The following is a 19,889-nucleotide window of genomic DNA, read 5'->3' as shown; positions in this document are numbered from 1 at the left end:
GCCGACGGCACCGCTGCGGCTAACGGTCGTCCTGGCAGCCCGCGGCCGAGGGCGTGTCCCGGCACAGCCGGTCCTGGTGGGACTGCGCCGTTGCCCCGCCGAAGACGACGACCGCGGTCAGCACGACCACGACCGCCTGGGTGACCATGGTGACGAGGGCCCTCGCCCGCGCGGCGAGCGCGGCCGCCACGAGGGCGAGCACGCCGATCCCGCCGACGGCCGCCGGATGAGGCCACAGCGGGGCGGCGGTGGCGGTCTCGGCCGGGTCGAGGTCGAACCCGGTCAGGAACCAGAGCCAGAAGATCCCCGCCAGGGCGGTCAGCTCCAGGAGCAGCAGCGCACACCCGACCCCGATGTCGGCACCGAGGTCGGCACGGCGGTGTGCCCCGGGACCGGTGGTCGCGTCGAAGGCCGGCGGGGCGACGGGAAGATCCATGCCCCCCAGTCTCCCGGTAGGGGCGGGCGGGCGCATGAGTAGCGGTACCCAGTCGTGCCACGAGAACCGAGCGGCAATTCTGGGGCTGTACGGGGGAAAACGCGGGCGGCGCAGCGTGCCTGGTAATCGTTCGGCGCCCATGGTTCGTCATCCTGGCCACTAAAGCCCGAGATTCGGCACCAGAGACGAAGAAAGGCCGACCGAGTGAAGCTCGCCAAGCGTTTTGCCACGATCAGCGCCGCCGCGACCGCGGCAATTCTCTTCAGCGCCGCCGGCGCCCAGGCTCAAAGCAACGGGGGTCTCCTCTCGGTGCTGGACAGCATTCCGCTCCTGCGAATGCCTTACACGATGGGGGCGACCGGCCAGGGCGACACCCCCCTCGGAACCCAGACCACCAACAACAACAATAACAACAACAACGCGGGCGGCCCGAACAACAACAATAACAACAACGGAGGTGGCACGAACAACAACAATAACAACAACAACGGCGACAGCCAGACTCAGGGAAACACGGCGGGGCTCCTCCCACTCCTGGGCAAGTCCCTCTTCAACTTCCAGGTCTGCTACCCGAAGGGGCAGGTCGGGTCGGGCAACACCTTCACCGGGAACCAGAACATCAACTGCCACCAGAGCTGAGACGCCGAAGCCGATAGGGAGCTGAAGCCTCTTCAGCGGCGTCGACACAGAGCAGCCCGGCGGCCGAGTGGACTTTCATCGGCCGCCGGGCTGTGAAGTTCAGCCGTTGTTGTTGTTATTGTTGTTGTTCCCGCCTCCGCCGTTGTTGTTGTTATTGTTGTTGTTGTTCGCGCCTCCGCCGTTGTTGTTGTTATTGTTGTTGTTGTTTCCACCCCCGCCGTTGTTGTTATTGTTATTGTTGTTGTTCCCGCCCCGGCCGCCGTTGTTGTTGTTATTGTTGTTGTTGTTCCCGCCCCGGCCGCCGTTGTTGTTGTTATTGTTGTTGTTGTTGTTCCCGCCCCGGCCGCCGTTGTTGTTGTTATTGTTGTTGTTGTTCCCGCCCCGGCCGCCGTTGTTGTTGTTATTGTTGTTGTTGTTCCCACCTCGGCCGTTGTTGTTGTTATTGTTGTTGTTGTGGTGGTGCCTGCCCCTACCGTTGTTGTTGTTATTGTTGTTGTTGTTCCCGCCGCCGTTGTCATTCGGCGTCGTCACGTGAGCGACTGTCGGCGTCGGCGCCGCGAAGGCGGAGGAGGGGACCAGGGCGCCCCCTGCTGCCAGAGCGGCCGACGCGGTCAGCACCGCCGCACGCTTTGCAACCTTCTTGAGCATGGCGATCTCTTTTCGATGAGTCCGGATCGGGTCGAGTGCGCAGGCCATTTCCGATTCGCGTGCACCAGCCCCCGAAATCTCGGGAATTGGCACCCGGAACACCAGGCGTGCGCTTTCGCCAGCATGCATCCGCCGCGGTCGGCCACACATCGGGTGGACACCCCAAGTTCCACCTCGGCACACCCCACGTGCCGGTCCCGGATTCCCCGCACCACCCCACCTGCCACGCCGTCTTGATCGGCTGGATCTTTTGCGCGGCTCCGGGCGCGGAGAGAAAATGGCTGGTGATGGACCTGCTAGAGCGAGAGGCCGTGCTACAGGACCTCACCGGCCACCTTCGGGCGGCCTCGGTCGGGCCCGGACGACTGGCACTCGTACGCGGCGAGGCCGGCATCGGCAAGACCAGCGTCGTCAACCGCCTGGCCCGACTCGCCGATCCCCGCATCCGGATACTGGTCGGCGCCTGCGACCCGCTGACCGCCCCCCGTCCCCTGGGCCCTCTGACCGACCTGGCCCCACGTCTGGGCCAGCCGGTGCGCACCGCCCTGACCGGGGCGCTGGACGGCACCTGTCGTCCCGACGAGGTGTTCGACTCCCTGCTCGCCGACCTGAACTCCTACCCCAGCCTGCTGGTCGTGGAGGACGTCCACTGGGCCGACGAGACCACGATGGACCTGCTGCGCTACCTGGCCAGGCGCCTGCCGAGCGTTCCGGCGCTGGTGGTGGCCACCTACCGCGACGACGAGATCGGCCGCACCCACACCGTGACCGCGCTCCTGGGCACCCTCGCCGGGTACCCGTGGGTGTACCGGCACGACCTGACCCCGTTGAGCCGTCGGGCCGTCGCCCGGCTGGCCCGCGGACACACCGTCGACGCCGAGCGGCTGCACCACGTCTCCGCCGGCAACCCGTTCATCGTCACCGCGATCCTCAACTCCCCTGAGGAGCCCATCCCCGCAACGGTGCGCGAGGCCGTCGCCGGGCGCCTCGCCGGCCTGTCCGCCGCGGCGCGCGAGGTCGTCGACGTACTGGCGGTCCTGGGGCGCCGGGCCCCGCTGCCGCTGCTGGCCGACCTGCTGCCCGCCTCGGAGACGGCGCTCGACGACGCCGTGGCCTGCGGAATCGTGCGGACCGACGGGCAGGCGACCGAGTTCCGCCATGAGCTGACCCGGCTGGCGGTGCTGGAGTCCGTCCCCGCCGCCTGCCGTCTGCGGGTGCACCGGCAGGTACTGGCGGCGATGCGCTCCGGTCCGGTCGCTCCGGGCGATCTGGCGCTGCTGGCCGATCACGCCGAGGGCGCCGGGGACCCGACCGCCGTGCTGGAGTACGCGCCCGACGCCGCCGCCCATGCCGCCGCATCCGGCGCGCACCGGGAGGCAGCCGACCAGTACGCCCACGCCCTGCGGTACGCCGACCCGCTGCCGCTCGACCGAAGAGCCTCCCTGCTGGAGGGCCATGCGCAGGCCTGCGGGCTGTCCGGCAGGCCGGCCGAAGGGATCGCTTCTCGCCGTACGGCGGTGGAGCTGCGCCGCACCCTGGGCGACCGGCTGCGCGAGGGCGACGACCTGCGCCTGCTGTCCTGCTGGCTGTGGCCGTTCGGACAGACCGACGAGGCCGGACGGACCGGCCTGGAAGCGGTACGGGTGCTCGAAGCGCTCGGGCCGAGCCGGGAACTGGCCCGGGCGTACCTGAATCTCTGTCAGCTCGCCTGCTACCGGCACGAGGAAGCGCGGCTGACCACCGCGTACGCCCAGAAGGCGATCGCTCTGGGCGAGCGCTTCGGCGACGCGGGGGCGGTCGTCCAGGCCCGCTTCCACGCCGCGGCGGCGGACATGCTGAGCAACGGGTCCGGCTGGGAGGAATGCGAACAGGCCATGTCCGGCGCGATGGCGCAGAACCTGCCGGAGGACGCGGGCTTCCTGGCGCTCGTCATGTGCTGGTTCGCCGCACTGCGGCGCGATGCCGCCCGCACCACCGCGGCCGTGAACCGGGCGGAGGCCTATTGCCTCGACCACGATCTGCCGTCCTACCTGCTGTGCACGAGGGCCTGGGGCAGCTGGGGACTGCTGGGCCGGGGCTTGTGGGCCCAGGCCGCCGACACCGCGCAGGGAGTCCTCGGCCACCCCGGCCCACCACCCGTCGCCCGGGCCCTGGCCCTGACCGTCCTGGGCCTGGTGCGGGCCCGTCAGGGCAAGGCCCGGGCATGGCCACTGCTGGAACAGGCGGCGGACTCGGTCGACCCGGGCTGCCTGCTGGACACGGGCCTGGGATGGGAGGCCCGAGTCGAGGCGGCCTGGCTGGGCGGCGACCTCGACCGGGTGCGGACGGAGGCGCAACGCGGCCTGGACGCCTTGGCCGGACGAGACCACCCCTGGCTGTCCGGGCCCCTGGCCTGCTGGATCCGCCGTGCCGGAGAAACACCCCGGCGAGTGCCCGCCGCCGGACCCTACGCACTGGAACTGGCCGGCGACTGGGCCGGCGCGGCAGAGCAATGGGACAGGCTCGGCTGCGCGTACCAGGCCGCGCTGGTCCGTCTGTCCGGTGACGCCCCGGCCCTGCACCAGGCTCTGGCCGCCTTCGAGGCCCTCGGTGCCCGGCCGGTCGTGGCGCGTACCCGCGCCGTGATGCGTGCCCGTGGCGTCCGCCCGGTACGGCGTGGCCCGCGGGCAGCCACCCTGGCCAATCCGTACCGGCTCACCGTCCGGGAGATGGACGTGCTCAAGCTGCTGCACGAAGGCATGTCGGACGCCGAGATCGCCGCCCGCCTCTACATCACGCGCAAGACCGCCGGGCACCACGTGGGCGCGGTACTGGCGAAACTCGGCGTCCACTCCCGGCAGGAAGCCGCCCGCAAACTCCACGATCCGAAACGCTGACGGAAATCCGCGAAAGGGGCGGACCGACATGCGGAAAACAGCCTCACTGGGCGTCAGTCTCGTGGCCGCCACCCTCTGTTGCACGGCGTTCTCCCCGCCACAGGAGCCGCAGGCCAGACCCGCGGAGTCGGCGGTCCGGTGTTACGCGACACACCGCGTTCCCGGCACGACCGTGTGTTACCGGCATTCGTGGAAGGCCGAGTACCGGCACGGCGACATGGTCTACGTCCCGATCCTCATCCAGGTACCCGCACCCGCACACCCGACCCAGGTGACGATCGTCGGCAGCCTGGACGACATCCGCCCGTCGGAGACCTGAATCCGGAAGCACCAACGCCAGAGGCCCCGGATCTCTCCGGGGCCTCTGTTCCGTGTGCACTCGGCAGGATTCGAACCTGCAACCTTCTGATCCGTAGTCAGATGCTCTATCCGTTAAGCTACGAGTGCTTGTTCTTTTGTTCTTGTCTCCGTTTCGGTTCCTTTCGGCCCGTCCCGGCGACAGGAAGAACATTACATGACTGCCGCCGTCATGTGAAATCCGCTTGGCTGACCCCCTCTGACCTGCGAAAACGTCCATGAGCGGGTGGTAGGGGGAGTGAACGGCGGGAACGACGAAGCCCCGGTCCACAGGGACCGGGGCTTCGGTTGGGGCGGAGGCGGAGGGATTTGAACCCTCGATGGGCTTTAAGGCCCAAACCGCATTAGCAGTGCGGCGCCATAGACCGGACTAGGCGACGCCTCCAGCACAACCGCTCACGCGAGCGCGCGAATGGTGCGTGCAGATGATGACACAGCCGAGGGGCCCGTCACCAATCGACCCCCACGGTACTAGGCAGGCGGGCCGCAGGGCAAAGGGCTTCTCGTGCCGGGGTGGCGCGCAACGTCTGCGGCGTTCGGGCGTTGAGGGAGGCATGGGTTCTGTTCTCTCGGGAGTACCGGGCAGGGGGTGGCGGAGGATCCGGACGGGGCTCGCCGCCGCCCTCGCCGTCCCCTTCACCGCGTCCGTGTCCGTGGCCGCCTCCGTGGCCGTGTCCGTCTCCGCGCCCCTGTCCACCGTGGCACTGGCCGCCGTACCCGCCGCGGCGGCCGTCCCGGTGCCGGGCGGCGATCACCTCACCGTCGTCGTCCGGCACGCCGGGGCCGGGCGGGACGGGACGTACGAGCTGTTCTGTCACCCCGGCGGCGGGCATCACCCGGATGTGGAGGGTGCCTGCCGGGGGCTTGACGCGCAGACGCAGTGGGGGCGGGACGTGTTCGCGCCGGTGCCCCCCGGGAGCGTGTGCGGCATGATCTACGGCGGGCCCGCCACCGCACGGGTCACCGGGCGGTGGGCGGGGCGGCCCGTCGACGCCTCGTTCGGGCGCGGGAACGGGTGCGAGACCGCCCGCTGGGACCGGATGGTGCCGCTGCTGCCGAAGATCACCTGAGCCTGGGCCAAAGGTCCGGTCGTCACCGCATCGGCGTCACTTCCTCGTGGGACCTCCCTCTCATCCGGCGCCCCCGGCACAACACGTGCGCATAGACTCCCTCGCGTGACACGCCGCGGGCCGGTTGGCAAGATGGCCCGAGCGGTCGGCAAGGTGCGGTAACAGGGAGGAAGCGTCTCGTGAGCAGCAGGCCATCCCGAGGCGCTGCTCGCCTCGCAGCCATACTCGACGCTCTGCCGGACGCGTTGGTCCTGGTCAACGCCAACGGAACCGTCGTCAACGCCAACACCATCGCGTTGGAGGCCTTCGAAACGCCGGGGACCGCGCTCGTGGGGCGCGGTCTGCTCGATCTGCTGCCCCAGTTCGACTCCCGGCTGATCCCCGGCTCCATGCGGCGGCCCGGTCAGCGGGACCCGCGGGGCCGGACCAAGCCGGCCCGGATGGTCGCCCGGCGCACCGACGGGGCCGAGTTCCCCGTCGAGGTCACCAGCGCGAACCTGGAGAACGGGCAGCAGGCGTACGACGGTTACGGCTACACGGGCGACGAGCTGCTGATGATCGTCGTCCGGGACCTGTCCGGGACCGTCGACACCGAGGCGGAGCTGGCCCGCTCGCAGCGGCAGACCGAGATGATCCTGCGCGCCGCGTCCGAGGGCGTCGTCGGCACGGACACCGACGGGCGGATCGTGCTCGTCAACCCGGCCGCCGCGCAGATCCTCGGCTACCGGGCGGGCGAGCTGGGCGGCAAGGAGCTGCACAACCTCGTCCTGCACTCGCGGGCCGACGGCTCCCCCTTCCCGTACGCCGAGTCGCCGCTCGCCGACACCCTGCGCTCCGGGCGCAAGCACCGGGTGCGCGGGCAGGTGCTGTGGTCCAAGGGCGACAAGAAGGTGCCGGTCGACCTGACCACCGCGCCGGTGCGCGACGGGGACCAGCTCGTCGGCGCCGTGATGACCTTCGCCGACCGGCGGCCCTTCGACGCCCTCGTGGAGGAGAAGGAGGCGCTGGAGAAGGCGCACGCGCAGGAGCTGGAGAAGCTCTCCGAGGAACACGCCTCCGACCTCACCGCCCTGCGCCAGCAGCACGCCACCGAGGTGGAGGAGCTACGCGAGAAGTACGACGCCGAGCTGGCCGGGCTGCGCGAGAAGCACGCGGAGGAACTGGCGGCGGGCGAGGAGCGCTACGCCGCGCTCGGCGAGCGGGAGAAGGACCGGTACGAGGCACTGGCGGGCCGGCACGAGCAGCTGCTCACCCTGCTCGGGCGGTCGCTGCGCGGGCCCCTGGACGAGCTGCGGCGCGAACTGGCCGCCCTCGCCTCCGACGACGCCGGACAGCTGTGGCCCGAGGCCAACCAGGTGCTGCACCACCTGTCCGCCGGGTACTCGCGGATCACCACCCTCATCGACAACGTCCTCGGCTACCAGCGGATCGACGCGGGCAGCGAGGACATCACCCGTACGAAGGTGATGCTGGACGCCGTCGTCGCCGCCGGTGTCGACGGCGCGGTGGAGCTGATCGGCCCCGGCCGGGTGCAGTTCGCCGTGCACGCCCCGCCCATCGAGGCCGAGGTCGACCCGCGGCGGCTCGCCACCGCGCTGGCGCATCTGGTGGCGGACGTCGCGGGCGTCGACGCGACCGGCAACGCGCCCGTCTCCACGGGCGGTTACCTGGACAACACCGTGGTCGTCGCCGCCGCCCAGCGCGGTGCGGTGGCCCGGATCGAGGTGCGCGGGCCGTACCCCGGCGGCGACCCGGTGCACGAGCCGATCGTGCGCGGGATCGTGCGCGCCCACGGCGGTGTGCTCCAGACGCACGAGGTGCCGGGCATGAGCGGCAGCGCGTACGTCCTGGAGGTGCCGCTCGGGGCGGGCGCCGGGGCCGTCGCCGCACCGGCGGCGCCCGAGGCGGCGCCCGCCGAGCCCGTGGAGGAGCACGAGGACGCTGCCGGCGGTGGCCGGCGACGCGCCCGGCGCGGGTCCACCGACTCCTTCCTGGACGGCGGCGACCTGCCGGGTGCGGGCGGTGACGGGACGGAGGCGCCCGCACCGACCGGGCGGCGGCGCAGGCGCGCGGGCGTGCCCGCCGACGAGACCGGCCCGGTTCCGGTCGAGGACCCCCAGGCGACCTCCGGCGGGACCGGGCGGCGCCGTGGCCGGCCCGCCGAACTGCCCGTCCGCGCCGGGGGCGACGGGGTGAGCGAGGGCGCCGTGGTGACCGCGGCCGAGCATGCCGCGGGTGCCGCCGCCTCCGGTACCGGGCTCGGTGGCACCGTGCCGCCGCAGGGCGTGCCCGCGCCCGCCGGACGACGTGCCCGGCACGGCTCGGAGGAAGTCGCGCAGGCCGCCCTGCCCGCCGCGCTGCCCGCCGCCGGGGACGGCGAGGACACCGACGAGGAGGGCCGGCCCACCGGACGGCGCCGGCGCGCGCTGGCCGCGGCGGCCGAGCGTGCCGCCGCGCAGGAGTCGGCCGCCCGTACCGTCTTCGCGCTGCCGCCCGCCACGGCCGACCGCGCCCCGGAGGCGCCGGCCCCCGCCGCACCGGCCCCGGGCCTGCCCGGTCAGGTGCGGGTGCCCGCGCAGCCGCCGCTGTCCATGCCCGCCGAGGAGGGACGGCACGACGCCGTTCCGCTGAGCCAGGCCGCCGACCACACCCCGCCGCAGCCGCATCCCACCAGCGCCCCCACCGGGCGGCGCCGCCGGGCCGTCGCACCGCCCGCGCAGCCGCAGGCACGGGACGCCGAGGGGCGGGGCGTCCCGCTCCAGGCCGGTCCGGCGGTCGCCGTGCCGGCGGCACCGGCGGAGACGGTCGCGGCACCGCCCGGGACCCCGGGCGCCGCACCGGTCGCCCCGGCGGCCCCCGCCGCGCCCGCGACCCCGGGTACGGCCGCCGCACCGGGCGCGCCCCACGCCGCCGCCGTGCCGCCGATCCCGGGTCAGCCGGGTGCCGCGCGGCCCGTGGCCCCCGGGCAGCCCGCCCCGGCCCCGGCCCAGCAGCCCCCGGCGGCCGCCACCCCGGCCCACGGCACCCCGGCCGCCCCCGGCGCCCAGCCGCTGCCCCTGCCCGCCGAGACCGGCGCCCCCCAGCGGCCCGCCCCCGCGCAGGGCCCGGTGACCGCCGCCCCCGCGCCGACCGCCGCCCCGGGGTGGCCCGGCGCCGACGACACCTCCGGCGCGGGCGTCGCCGTACCGCGGACGCCGCCCACCGCCCCGCCCGCGCCCGGCACCCCCGCACCGCGGCCCGGTCCCGTCGCGACCCCCGCGGCCGGTACTCCCGCGCCCCCGGCGGCGCCCGGCGCCCCCGCGCCGCAGCCGGCACCCGCGGCCGGCACCCCGCTGCCCGCGGAGCACCGTGCCGCGCAGCCGCTGCCCGCCGAGAACGCGGGTGCCACGGCGACCGGCGGCGTCCCGGCGTACGACCCCGACTCCACCCAGGGCCGCGCCTTCAGCGTGCGGACCCTCGGCCAAGGCGTGCCGTTCACACGGCAGGGGACGCCGACGCCGCCCCCGCACACGCCGAACGGCTCCGGCCGCCGGCGCAAGCTGGGCACGCCCCCCGACCCGGCCAGCCGGCAGGAGCAGGCGGCCGAGCCGGCGCCCGCGCAGTCCCCGGGTCTGCCCGGGCAGTCACGGCTCGCGCCGGGCACCGAGGGCGCCGGACGGTCCTACGCGATCGGCGCGCCGGACGCGAACGCGGCCGAGGGGCCCGAGCCGCTGGACGGTCCCGGCGGGGCCGTCGAGGTGGCGGACACCCCCCGCCCGCAGCCGATGGACGACGAGCTGCCGCCGGAGCCGCTGGACAACCCGCGCCGGCTGCTGGTGTGGCCCGCGCCGGACGTGACCACCCAGCAGGCGCTGAGCGACCGCGGCTACCGGCCGGTGATCGTGCACTCGCGCGAGGAGGTCGACGCGCAGATCGCGGCCTTCCCGGCGGCGCTGTTCGTGGATCCGCTGACCGGTCCGATCACCCGTACCGCCCTCCAGTCGCTGCGCCAGGCCGCCGTGGCCGCCGAGGTGCCGGTGCTGGTCACGGCCGGGCTCGGACAGGCGACGCGGGAGGCGGCGTACGGCGCCGATCCCGCCGTGCTGCTGAAGGCGCTGGCGCCGCGGGACAGCGAGCAGCATCCGCCGCGGGTGCTGCTGATCGAGGAGCACGAGGAGATCGCGCTGGCGCTGACCGCGACGCTGGAGCGGCGCGGGATGCAGGTGGCGCGGGCCGCGAACGACACCGACGCGGTGGCGCTGGCGGGCCGGTTCCGGCCGAACCTCGTGGTGATGGACCTGATGCAGGTGCACCGGCGGCGGGCCGGGATCGTGGACTGGCTGCGCGCGAACGGGCAGCTCAACCGCACCCCGCTGGTCGTCTACACGGCCGCCGTCGACCAGGCCGAGCTGCCGCGGCTGACCTCGGGCGAGACGGTGCTGTTCCTCGCGGAGCGGTCCACCAGCACCGAGGTGCAGTCCCGGATCGTGGACCTGCTGTCCCGGATCGGCACCAACTAGCACCGACGTCGAAGGGGCCGGGCCCGCCGCCCGGCCCCTCGTCTCACAACCGGGTGACGTCCAGGTCCCCGTCCGCGTACCGCTTGCGCAGCGCCTTCTTGTCGAACTTCCCGACGCTCGTCTTCGGCACCGCCTCCACGGTCGTCCAGCGCTCGGGGAGCTGCCAGCGGGCGATCTGGGCCTCCTCGGCGAGGAAGGCGCGCAGGGCCTCGAAGCCGGCGTTCGCGCCGTCCTTGAGGACGACGGCGGCCAGCGGGCGCTCCCCCCACTTGTCGTCGGGCACGGCCACCACGGCGGCCTCGGCGACCTCCGGGTGGGACATCAGCGCGTTCTCCAGCTCGACCGAGGAGATCCACTCGCCGCCGGACTTGATGACGTCCTTGGCGCGGTCGGTGAGGGTGAGGAAGCCGTCCGGGGAGATGACGCCGACGTCCCCGGTCTTCAGCCAGCCGTCCGCGCTGAACTTGTCGTCGGGGCACAGGGGTTCGGCGCCGGGGCCGTTGTAGTAGGCGCGCGCGATCCAGGGGCCGCGCACCTCCAGCTCGCCGGCCGACCTGCCGTCCCAGGGCAGGCGTTCGCCGCCGGGGCCGGTGAGGCGGGCCTGGACGCCCGCCGGGAACCGGCCCTGGGTGACGCGGTAGCCGAACTCCTCGTCGGTGCCGACCGCGTGGGCCGGCGGGCGGGCCATGGTGCCCACCGGGGAGGTCTCCGTCATGCCCCAGGCGTGCACGACCCGCATGCCCAGCTCGTCGAAGGCCCGCATCAGCGCGGGCGGGCAGGCGGAGCCGCCGATGACGACCTGGGCGAGGGAGGCCACGTCACGGGGCCGGGTGTGCAGTTCCTTGAGCAGGCCCTGCCAGATGGTGGGCACGGCCGCCGCGTGGGTCGGCCGCTCCCGCTCGATCATCTCGGCGAGCGGTGCGGGTTGCAGGAAGCGGTCCGGCATCAGCATGTTGACGCCGGTCATGAAGGTGGCGTGCGGCACTCCCCAGGCGTTGACGTGGAACTGGGGGACGACCACGAGCGAGGTGTCCCGGTCGGTCAGGCCCATCGACTGGGCCATGTTGACCTGCATGGAGTGCAGATAGATCGAACGGTGGCTGTAGACCACGCCCTTGGGGTCGCCGGTGGTGCCGGAGGTGTAGCACATGGTGGCGGCCTGGCGTTCGTCCAGCTCGGGCCAGTCGTAGCCGGTCGGGCGGCCCGCGAGCAGGTCCTCGTACTCGTGCACCCGGGCGGTGGCGCCGGCCAGCGGGGCGCGGTCGCCGGGGCCGGAGACCACGAGGTGCTCGACCGTCTTCAGCAGGGGCAGCAGCGGGGCGATCAACGGGATCAGGGAGCCGCTGAGGATGATCACGCGGTCGGCGGCGTGGTTGACGATCCACACCAGCTGCTCGGCCGGCAGCCGCAGGTTGAGGGTGTGCAGCACCGCGCCCATGGAGGGCACCGCGAAGTAGGCCTCGACGTGGTCGGCGTTGTTCCACATCAGCGTGGCGACCCGGTCGTCGTCGCGCACCCCGAGGGTGTCGCGCAGGGCGTGGGCCAGCTGCGCCGAGCGGGCTCCGATCTCGGCGAAGGAGCGCCGCTGCGGCTCGGGCTCGCCGGTCCAGGTGATCACCTGGGACGAACCGTGGACCGTCGCCCCGTGGGTCAGGATCCTCGAGATCAGCAGCGGTACGTCCTGCATGGTGCTCAGCACGGAGTCCTCCCGGCGACGATGCCTACGCGGTGGTAGGGGGGTGCGCTGATTCTGCGCACATACCGCTTGGTATGTCACTAGGGGGTGGGAAAATGCGGCCCGGACCATCCCGCGGCCGGGACGGTCATCTCACCGGACTCAGTTCCGGGTCCTCCCGGAGCTTGCCGAGCGCCCGCGAGACCGCCGACTTCACCGTGCCGACCGAGACCCCGAGCACCTCGGCGGTCTGCACCTCGCTGAGGTCCTCGTAGTACCTGAGGACGACCATGGCCCGCTGCCGCGCCGGCAGCTTCATGATCGCCCGCCACATCGCGTCGTGCAGCGCCTGCCGCTCGGCCGGGTCGTCGCCGGGCACGGGCTCCGGCTCGGGCAGTTCGTCGCAGCAGAACTCGTCCACCCGGCGCTTGCGCCACTGCGAGGTCCGCGTGTTCAGCAGCGCGCGGCGCACATAGCCGTCCAGCGCCCGCTGGTTCTCGATCCGCTCCCAGGCCGCGTAGGTCTTGGCGAGCGCGGTCTGCAGCAGGTCCTCGGCATCGCTGGGGTTCGCGGTCAGCGAGCGCGCGGCGCGCAGCAGAACGGGCCGGCGGGCACGCACGTACGACGAGAACGTCGGGTACGCCGGGGCCGCCGCCGAGGCGCTGGTGCAGACGGGTGTGGTCATGGCTCCACGCTATGAGCGGTCCCCGCACGGGCGGATCGGCCGCAAGTGCCGAAGCGGTGTCCGCCTCAGGTTGTAGGGGTGGGGATGGCTCCACCTCCTCTGGGTGGAGCGGGGGTCCGCCCCGTCTGCGGGTCGCCCCTGAGAAACACCCGGGTCCGGCCCGCCGGTCCCGGTCGTCCGCGGCGGGGACCAGGCCCGATGCGGGTACCCCGGCGCGGGCCGTCACCAGGACCCGGGCGGCCCGGGGACCGGGTTCACCCGCGGCGCGCGCAGCCGGCGGACGGCCGCCGCGCCGCCTTCCGTCCCGTGCGGGTACGGCTCCCCTGGCCGCTCGCCCACTTCCCTTTTTCGAACGTACGTACGACCATAAGGGCATGGCCACCACCGACCGGCAGGCCACGACCCTGGCCCTCGCCCACGCGCTGTCCGCCGCCGAACACGGCCTGGCCGTCCTCCCGCTGTCCCGGACGAAGCTCCCCGCCCTGCGCTCCCCGCACCACCGCGACCCCGGCCCGGTCTGCCACGGCGGGTGCGGCCGCCTCGGCCACGGGGTGTACGACGCCTCCAGCGACCCGGCGCGCGTCCGCGAGATGTTCGCCGCCGCGCCTTGGGCGACGGGCTACGGCATCGCCTGCGGGCTGCCCCCGTACCACCTGATCGGCGTCGACCTGGACACCAAGTCCGGCACGGACGCCCGGGCCGCCCTGCGCGAGCTGGGCCTGCGGCACCGGTTCACCATCCCGCGGACCGTCGTCGTGCTCACCCCGAGCGGCGGCCGGCACCTGTGGCTGACCGGACCCCCGGACGTCGTCGTGCCGAACTCGGCGGGCCGGCTCGCGCCCGGCATCGACATCCGCGGCGCCGGCGGCTACCTGGTCGGCCCCGGCTCCCGCACCGACCACGGCGTCTACGGCACCGCTCCGGGCACCGCCCGCCTGCCCCCGGCCGTCTGCCCGCCGGCCCTGCTGCGACTGCTGCTCCCGCCCCCGCGCCCCGCCCGCCACCCGGTGCCCACGCACACCGACCACGGTCACGGCCTCGTCCACTTCGTCCTCACCGCGCACGAGGGCCAGCGCAACACCCGGCTGTTCTGGGCCGCCTGCCGCGCCTACGAGAACGGCATCGGCCCCGCCCTCGCCACCCCCCTCACCGAGGCCGCCCGCCACACCGGCCTGCCCGAACACGAGGCCCGCGCGACCATCGCCTCGGCGGCGCGGATGACCGGCCACCGGCCGTAGCGGGCGGCGGGGCCAGGAGGGAACGCCGGGCACTCCCGGACCCCGGACATGCGCACGGCCCCCGACCAACTACCCAGGTCAGGGGCCGTGTTCACTGCCGCGAAAGCGGAGGCGGTGGGATTTGAACCCACGGTGACATCGCTGCCACGACGGTTTTCAAGACCGTTCCCTTAGGCCGCTCGGGCACACCTCCCCGCGCCGCCCACCTGGGGCGGAGCGGGGTACAGCGTACCGGGATCGGGCGTCGGACGGGTATGTGGTCCGCCCCGGGACCGCGGATGCCACGGCCGGGTCCGCCGGCACCCGGATCAGCTGTCGCCGACCCGGGCACCCAGGGTCAGCTCGGCGGTGTGCTCCTCGCCGCCGCGCTTGTAGGTGACCGTCACCTTGTCGCCGGGCTGGTGCGTCCAGATCTCGCCGATCAGGGTGGGGCCGCTGTCGATCACCGAGTCGTCGAGCTTGGTGATGACGTCGCCGGGCTTCAGACCCGCCTTGTCGGCGGGGCCGCCCGCCTCGACCGGGGCGGCGCCGCCCGCGCCCTGGTCGGTGATCTTCGCGCCGTCCGAGGAGTCCTCCAGGGAGACGGACGCGCCGATCTTGGCGTACACCGGCTTGCCGGTCTTGATCAGCTGCTGGGCGACGTACTTGGCCTGGTTGATCGGGATGGCGAAGCCGAGGCCGATCGAGCCGGACTGGCCGCCGGAGCCGAAGCCGCCGCTGCTGCCGGTGGACTGGATCGCCGAGTTGATCCCGATCACCGCGCCGGAGGCGTCCAGCAGCGGGCCGCCGGAGTTGCCCGGGTTGATGGACGCGTCGGTCTGGAGCGCGCTCATGTACGACGCCTTGCTCGTGGAGCTGCCGTCGCTGGAGGCCACCGGGCGGTTCTTGGCGCTGATGATGCCGGTGGTCACCGTGTTGGACAGGCCGAAGGGGGCGCCGATGGCGATGGTCTCGTCGCCGACCGCCACCTTGTCGGAGTCGCCGAGGACGAGGGGCTTGAGGTCCGACGGCGGGTTCTTGAGCTTGACCACCGCGACGTCGTAGCCCTGGGCGTGCCCGACGACCTCGGCGTCGTACTTCCGGCCGTCCGGGAACGTCGCGGTCAGCTTGCCGCCGTCGAGGGCGTCCGCCACCACGTGGTTGTTGGTGATGATGTGGCCCTGCTTGTCGAAGACGAAGCCGGTGCCGGTGCCGCCGTCGCCGTTGGTGCCCTCGGCCTCGATGGTGACCGTGCTGGGCAGCGCCCTGGCGGCCACGTTGGCGATGGTGCCGGGCGCGCGCTTGATCTGCGCGGCGCCGTTGTCGGAGGCGGAGACGGTGGTGGAACCGCCGTTGTCGTTGTCCTTGGCCAGCGTGTAGCCGAGACCGCCGCCCAGGCCGCCCGCGACCAGCGCGGCCACCAGGACCGCCGCGACCAGGCCGCCGCGGCCGCGCGGCTTGGGGGCGGGCTGCTGGTACGACGCTCCCCAGGCACCGCCGCCCGCGCCGGCGGCGCCGTCGCCGTAACCGGGGACGCCGGACGGCGGGGGCGGCCAGGCCCCGACGGGGGACGTGGTGGGAGCGCTGCCGGGCACGGGCGGCAGCGGGGCCGTCGGCTCGTTGCCGCCGGGCGCGCCCGGCGCCGCCTGGTGCCCCACCGGCTGATCGGCCCCGGCCGGCTGTGCCGGCCGCTCCGGCCCGCCCGCCGTCCCCTCGGTCCCGGGCGTGCCGCCCTGCGCCTGCGGGGACGCGTCGGGAGAGGCCACCGGCACGGGAGGCGCCGACGGGGCCGGGGGTACCTCGTTGCCCTCGTTCTCGGTGCTCACAGCTCTTCTCCTCGATCCACGGCTGTTGTCCTCGGTCGCACTCGACACGCTCGTGCACGCTCGGCGGCGCGTGCGCGCTGGTCGTGTCCGGTCACGATGCGGCTGCGCATGGTCCTGCGTTCACTGTTCCAGTTTGTATGCAGTCAGCTTTTCCCACGGGCCGTCAGAGCACCATAAGCCGTGGCTGTGGGTCCCGGGCCATTCTTTACACAGGGCATTGGCGGCAAAAGTCACATAACCCGGCACATGGCACGCCAGCGTTCGCCGCACGGACGTACAAGGCCGTCCCGCGTACCCCGTAGGGGTGGCACCATGTCGCGGTGACCCACGCACCACAGTCCTCCCCTCAGGTCGTCGCCCACCGGGGCGCCTCCGAGGACGCGCCCGAGCACACCCTGGCCGCCTACCGGAAGGCGATCGAGGACGGCGCGGACGCCCTCGAGTGTGACGTACGGCTGACCGCCGACGGCCACCTGGTCTGCGTCCACGACCGGCGGGTGAACCGTACCTCCAACGGCCGCGGCGCCGTCTCCGCCCTGGAACTGGCCGATCTCGCCGCACTCGACTTCGGTTCCTGGAAGAACCGGGACGCCTGGCGCGGCCGGGACGAGGAGCCCGACTGGGAGCACCGGCCCGAGGACCGCGAGGGGACCTCGGTGCTCACCCTGGAGCGGCTGCTGGAGCTGGTCTCGGACGCCGGGCGCCGGGTCGAGCTGGCCATCGAGACCAAGCACCCCACCCGCTGGGCGGGCCAGGTCGAGGAGCGGCTGCTGACCCTGCTCAAGCGGTTCGGCCTGGACGCGCCCGCCACGGCCGCCGACTCCCCGGTGCGGATCATGAGCTTCTCGGCGCGCTCGCTGCACCGGGTGCGCGCGGCCGCGCCCACGCTGCCGACGGTCTACCTGGTGCAGTGGCTCTCGCCCCGGCTGCGCGACGGCCGGCTGCCCGCCGGGGTGGGCATCGCGGGGCCCTCGGTGCGCATCGTGCGCAGCCACCCCGGGTACGTGGAGCGGCTGAAGCAGGCGGGCCACCAGGTGCACGTGTGGACCGTGAACGAGCCCGAGGACGTCGACCTGTGCGTCCGGCTCGGTGTCGACGCCATCATCACCAACCGCCCGCGCGCGGTGCTGGACCAGCTCGGCCGCCGCCCCTCCCGTTGACGTCCCCCCGCCCGCGGGGCCGCACGTCACCGGGAGTGCTCCGGCGCGTTCACTGCGTGTACGGCCGTGCCGAATGCGTCACCGGAAGAGGATTGGCCGGTTTCCGGCACAGATCGGTGGGGCATCCACACCGTGGCGTGGGGCGAAGGAGGTCTCGGGGGTGGCGTTGGTGGTGGCACAGGAGGTGCCCACGTCGTCGTGCATGGCCGTACCCCATGGCCCTGCGGGCGTGGGAAACGCGAGGCGCCGGATGCGCGCGCAACTGCGCGACGGAGGCGTGCCGGAAGCGGTGGTCGACGACGCCGTACTGATCCTTTCGGAACTGCTGAGCAATGCCTGCAAACACGGCCGGCCGCTGGACGACACGGCCGGGGAGGGCGGCGTACGGGCCGCGTGGCGGGTCGATCCGCGGGGCCGGCTCATCGTGGAGGTCACGGACGGCGGGGGCCCGACCCGCCCGGCGCCGGCCACCCCCTCGGTGACGGCGCACGGCGGCCGGGGGCTGAACATCATCACGGCGCTCGCCGACGACTGGGGCGTGCGCGACGACGTCCGCGGCGAGGTGACGGTCTGGGTGGTGGTCCACGGGGACGTGCACGACCCGGACGCCCGCTGCCGGCGCGACCACGTCGCCGCGGCGATCACCGCGTCCGCGCTGCCCGAGCTGGCGGGGCTGGATCTCGCGGAGGCGTTCGAGGACCTGGCCTGAGGGTCGGCCACCCTGTGCAGCGCGGGCGTGCGTTGTCCACAGGTTCCCGTCGGCCGGGGTGCGAACGGCTAGGCTCCCGCCGTACGAGACGAGCCGTAACCGGGAGACATCCACGATGGCCAAGAAGCGACCCCAGACCAAGGCCAAGCACCCGCAGCCGGTGGGCGGGGCGGGCGCCGACGGTGCCGTTCCGGTGGTCGGCGGCCGTGAGCCCTGCCCGTGCGGCAGTGGCCGGCGCTACAAGGCGTGCCACGGCCGGGAGGCCGCGCACGCCGTGACCGAGCTGGTGCGGCGCCCGTTCGAGGGCCTGCCCGGCGAGTGCGACTGGGTGGCGCTGCGCGAGCTGGTCCCGGCCGCGACGGTCGAGCTGACCCTGAAGGACGGCCTGCCCGAGGACGTCCCGTCGGTCACGCTCGCCACGGTGCTGCCGATGGCCTGGCCGGCCCTGCGCCGCGACGACGGCTCGGTCCTGCTCGGCCTGCAGAACGACACGGCCTCCGGCGACATCAGCCGCGACCTGGCCGACACGCTCCAGCGCGCGCTGGTGGCGGAGCCGGGCACCCCGGTGCAGGGGCGGCGCGCCCCCGCCGACGGCCCCCGGCTGCAGGAACTGATCGACCCCGAGGGCCCGTTCGAGCCGGTGGTGCACAGCGGCTTCGAGTTCTGGGTGCCGGACGCGGAGAACGCCACGCCGGAGGTCGCCGCCTCCCTGGAGCGGGCCAACGCGGCCGCGATCCCGACGGTGCGGCTGTCCGGGGTGGACGCCGCGTACTGGTGCGAGACCCCGGAGAAGAACCACCTGCGCTGGGTGATGCCCCACCCGGAGGAGCGGCTTCTGGACGCTCTCGCCCGGCTGCACGCGGCGGGCCGCTCCAGCCTCGGCGAGGGCACCCGGCTCGTGGGCTCCTTCCGTGCTCACGGGCTCACCGTGCCGGTCTGGGACCTGCCGAGCGGGGTCGGCGCGCAGGACGTGGAGAAGCCGGCGGCCGAGTTCGCCGAGCGGCTGGCCGCCGCCCTCGCGGTGGAGGAACCGCTCACCGCGGAGGAGCGGCGGGCGCGCGGCGGGCTGACCAACCGACAGGTCACGCTGAGCTGACGCGGATGCCGCGGGTGTCATGACCGACCGCTCGGGCGGTCATGACACCGGACCGCCGAACGGGTGACTCCGGTCACAACTCCCGCCCCCGACAGGGAAATCCGTGGGAAATCGGTGGCCGAATGACTGAGTCGGAATTTGCGAACGGCCGATCTCTTGTTACCGTTCCAGTAGCCCGGTTGCTGGTGCATCCCCCGTCGCCAGCAACCGGGTCTTTCCATGTCCGCGCTCGGTGACCGAGGCGACGCACGGCGTCAACCGCCCTCCTTGTCATCGGAGTTGCTGCCCGAGCGCAACAGCAGCCGGCCTTCGGACCCCCGCTCGGCGAACTCCGCGACGGCCGTGTAGTCGTCCGGGCCGCCCCGGCCGCGCTCACGGGGTGTCTCACAGGTCGCGGGCTCGTCGTCGGCCCCCGTCTCGCAGCGCGTCCGCACGGTACGGCCGCGCGGTCCCATGAGGCTGAGCTCCGCGTCCAGCGACGACCCGGTGGCGTTGCGGTAGTAGGTGCGCGCCCAGGTGTCCGCGCCCTGCGTCAGCACACAGGTCTGTGCCTCGACGCCGACCGGCGAGGAGAGTTGGGGACCGCAGCGGGCGGCGGTGGCCAGCCCGAGGCCCAGCAGCGAGTCGCTCGGGGCCGCCGACGGGTCCTTGGCGTCACCGTGCCGGAGCACCCCGGGCACCAGTGCCTCGCCCACGTCCCCGACCTGGCCCGCGGACGCCACGGTCAGCGGCAGTACGACGGCGGCCGTCACCACGAACGCCAGCCCGACCAGATGCGTTCGCCGGGGTTCGGACCTGCCGTAACGGGCCCTGCGGCGGGCGGACTTGGGACCGTCCGGGGCGGGCGGCTCCGTCCCGCGCCGGGGGCCGGGCCCGCTTCGTGAGCCCGGTCCCTCGTCGAGGGGCCGGGCGCGGCCGGGTCCTCCGCGCCCCCGCCACCGAGTACCGAATCCCCCAGAAAATCGCAGCATGGGCGGAAGATAACGAGCGCGGGGC

General features: G+C 73.5%; 15 protein-coding genes and 3 tRNA genes. 9 read left to right on the top strand and 9 right to left on the bottom strand.

What is annotated here, in order from left to right:
• Positions 1 to 19: 19 nt before the first annotated feature.
• The gene (locus ACSP97_RS18540) at positions 20 to 436 is read right to left on the bottom strand and encodes a DUF6234 family protein (protein WP_355525718.1); all 417 of its coding nucleotides are present in this window, start codon (positions 434 to 436) and stop codon (positions 20 to 22) included.
• Positions 437 to 772: 336 nt separating this feature from the next.
• Between ACSP97_RS18540 and ACSP97_RS18535 the strand changes: the two genes are divergently transcribed.
• Positions 773 to 1,075: a hypothetical protein gene (locus ACSP97_RS18535; protein WP_355146687.1), complete on the top strand. Its 303-nt coding sequence runs from the start codon at positions 773 to 775 to the stop codon at positions 1,073 to 1,075.
• Positions 1,076 to 1,174: 99 nt separating this feature from the next.
• Here the strand turns inward: ACSP97_RS18535 and ACSP97_RS18530 are convergent, their stop codons facing one another.
• Positions 1,175 to 1,606 carry a hypothetical protein gene (locus ACSP97_RS18530; RefSeq protein WP_440558363.1) on the bottom strand — a complete coding sequence of 144 codons (432 nt, stop codon included), beginning with the start codon at positions 1,604 to 1,606 and terminating at the stop codon, positions 1,175 to 1,177.
• A gap of 404 nt (positions 1,607 to 2,010) precedes the next feature.
• Between ACSP97_RS18530 and ACSP97_RS18525 the strand changes: the two genes are divergently transcribed.
• Together ACSP97_RS18525 and ACSP97_RS18520 are read left to right on the top strand one after the other, a co-directional pair.
• On the top strand, positions 2,011 to 4,599 hold the full coding sequence (locus ACSP97_RS18525; RefSeq protein ID WP_440558361.1) for an ATP-binding protein: 2,589 nt from the start codon (positions 2,011 to 2,013) through the stop codon (positions 4,597 to 4,599).
• Positions 4,600 to 4,627: 28 nt separating this feature from the next.
• Positions 4,628 to 4,918, top strand: coding sequence for a hypothetical protein (locus ACSP97_RS18520; protein ID WP_355146681.1), 291 nt, complete (start codon positions 4,628 to 4,630; stop codon positions 4,916 to 4,918).
• Positions 4,919 to 4,973: 55 nt separating this feature from the next.
• Here the strand turns inward: ACSP97_RS18520 and ACSP97_RS18515 are convergent.
• Positions 4,974 to 5,046 (bottom strand) — tRNA-Arg (locus tag ACSP97_RS18515).
• Between the two features lie 204 nt (positions 5,047 to 5,250).
• Positions 5,251 to 5,341: transfer RNA gene (locus ACSP97_RS18510), tRNA-Ser, on the bottom strand.
• A 169-nt stretch (positions 5,342 to 5,510) separates the two neighbouring features.
• Between ACSP97_RS18510 and ACSP97_RS18505 the strand changes: the two genes are divergently transcribed.
• Both ACSP97_RS18505 and ACSP97_RS18500 read left to right on the top strand, forming a co-directional pair.
• On the top strand, positions 5,511 to 6,026 hold the full coding sequence (locus ACSP97_RS18505) for an SSI family serine proteinase inhibitor (RefSeq protein WP_440558359.1): 516 nt from the start codon (positions 5,511 to 5,513) through the stop codon (positions 6,024 to 6,026).
• Positions 6,027 to 6,205: 179 nt separating this feature from the next.
• Positions 6,206 to 10,525 (top strand): PAS domain-containing protein, encoded by a 4,320-nt coding sequence (locus tag ACSP97_RS18500; RefSeq protein ID WP_440558357.1) that lies wholly within the window; start codon positions 6,206 to 6,208, stop codon positions 10,523 to 10,525.
• 43 nt (positions 10,526 to 10,568) lie between these two features.
• Here ACSP97_RS18500 and ACSP97_RS18495 read toward each other — a convergent pair whose 3' ends face one another.
• Both ACSP97_RS18495 and ACSP97_RS18490 read right to left on the bottom strand, forming a co-directional pair.
• Positions 10,569 to 12,224 (bottom strand): long-chain fatty acid--CoA ligase, encoded by a 1,656-nt coding sequence (locus ACSP97_RS18495; RefSeq protein ID WP_355525731.1) that lies wholly within the window; start codon positions 12,222 to 12,224, stop codon positions 10,569 to 10,571.
• 124 nt (positions 12,225 to 12,348) lie between these two features.
• Complete coding sequence (locus ACSP97_RS18490) at positions 12,349 to 12,885, bottom strand: SigE family RNA polymerase sigma factor (protein ID WP_355146653.1); 537 nt, start codon at positions 12,883 to 12,885, stop codon at positions 12,349 to 12,351.
• A 374-nt stretch (positions 12,886 to 13,259) separates the two neighbouring features.
• Between ACSP97_RS18490 and ACSP97_RS18485 the strand changes: the two genes are divergently transcribed.
• Complete coding sequence (locus tag ACSP97_RS18485; protein WP_440558355.1) at positions 13,260 to 14,123, top strand: bifunctional DNA primase/polymerase; 864 nt, start codon at positions 13,260 to 13,262, stop codon at positions 14,121 to 14,123.
• A gap of 106 nt (positions 14,124 to 14,229) precedes the next feature.
• Here ACSP97_RS18485 and ACSP97_RS18480 read toward each other — a convergent pair.
• Positions 14,230 to 14,316, bottom strand: a tRNA-Ser gene (locus tag ACSP97_RS18480).
• 115 nt (positions 14,317 to 14,431) lie between these two features.
• Positions 14,432 to 15,928: a S1C family serine protease gene (locus tag ACSP97_RS18475; RefSeq protein ID WP_355321432.1), complete on the bottom strand. Its 1,497-nt coding sequence runs from the start codon at positions 15,926 to 15,928 to the stop codon at positions 14,432 to 14,434.
• Positions 15,929 to 16,248: 320 nt separating this feature from the next.
• Here ACSP97_RS18475 and ACSP97_RS18470 point away from each other — a divergent pair, with 320 nt between their 5' ends.
• The 3 genes from ACSP97_RS18470 (at position 16,249) to ACSP97_RS18460 (ending at position 18,893) form a co-directional block, all read left to right on the top strand.
• Positions 16,249 to 17,088: a glycerophosphodiester phosphodiesterase gene (locus tag ACSP97_RS18470; protein ID WP_364723997.1), complete on the top strand. Its 840-nt coding sequence runs from the start codon at positions 16,249 to 16,251 to the stop codon at positions 17,086 to 17,088.
• 73 nt (positions 17,089 to 17,161) lie between these two features.
• Entirely contained in the window at positions 17,162 to 17,797 is a 636-nt protein-coding gene (locus ACSP97_RS18465; RefSeq protein WP_355146645.1) for an ATP-binding protein, read from the top strand.
• Positions 17,798 to 17,912: 115 nt separating this feature from the next.
• A complete protein-coding gene (locus ACSP97_RS18460; RefSeq protein ID WP_355146643.1) occupies positions 17,913 to 18,893 on the top strand; it encodes a DUF5926 family protein in 981 nt (326 codons plus the stop codon).
• A 254-nt stretch (positions 18,894 to 19,147) separates the two neighbouring features.
• On the opposite strand, the gene ACSP97_RS18455 is transcribed toward ACSP97_RS18460, so the two are convergent.
• The gene (locus tag ACSP97_RS18455) at positions 19,148 to 19,657 is read right to left on the bottom strand and encodes a hypothetical protein (protein WP_382070387.1); all 510 of its coding nucleotides are present in this window, start codon (positions 19,655 to 19,657) and stop codon (positions 19,148 to 19,150) included.
• Between the last annotated feature and the right edge of the window lie 232 nt (positions 19,658 to 19,889).

Origin of the sequence: Streptomyces sp. SCPE 10 (genome assembly GCF_051980735.1) — a bacterium.
Taxonomy (GTDB): Bacteria; Actinomycetota; Actinomycetes; order Streptomycetales; family Streptomycetaceae; genus Streptomyces; species Streptomyces misionensis.
This window is presented reverse-complemented; position numbering and strand designations above follow the sequence as displayed.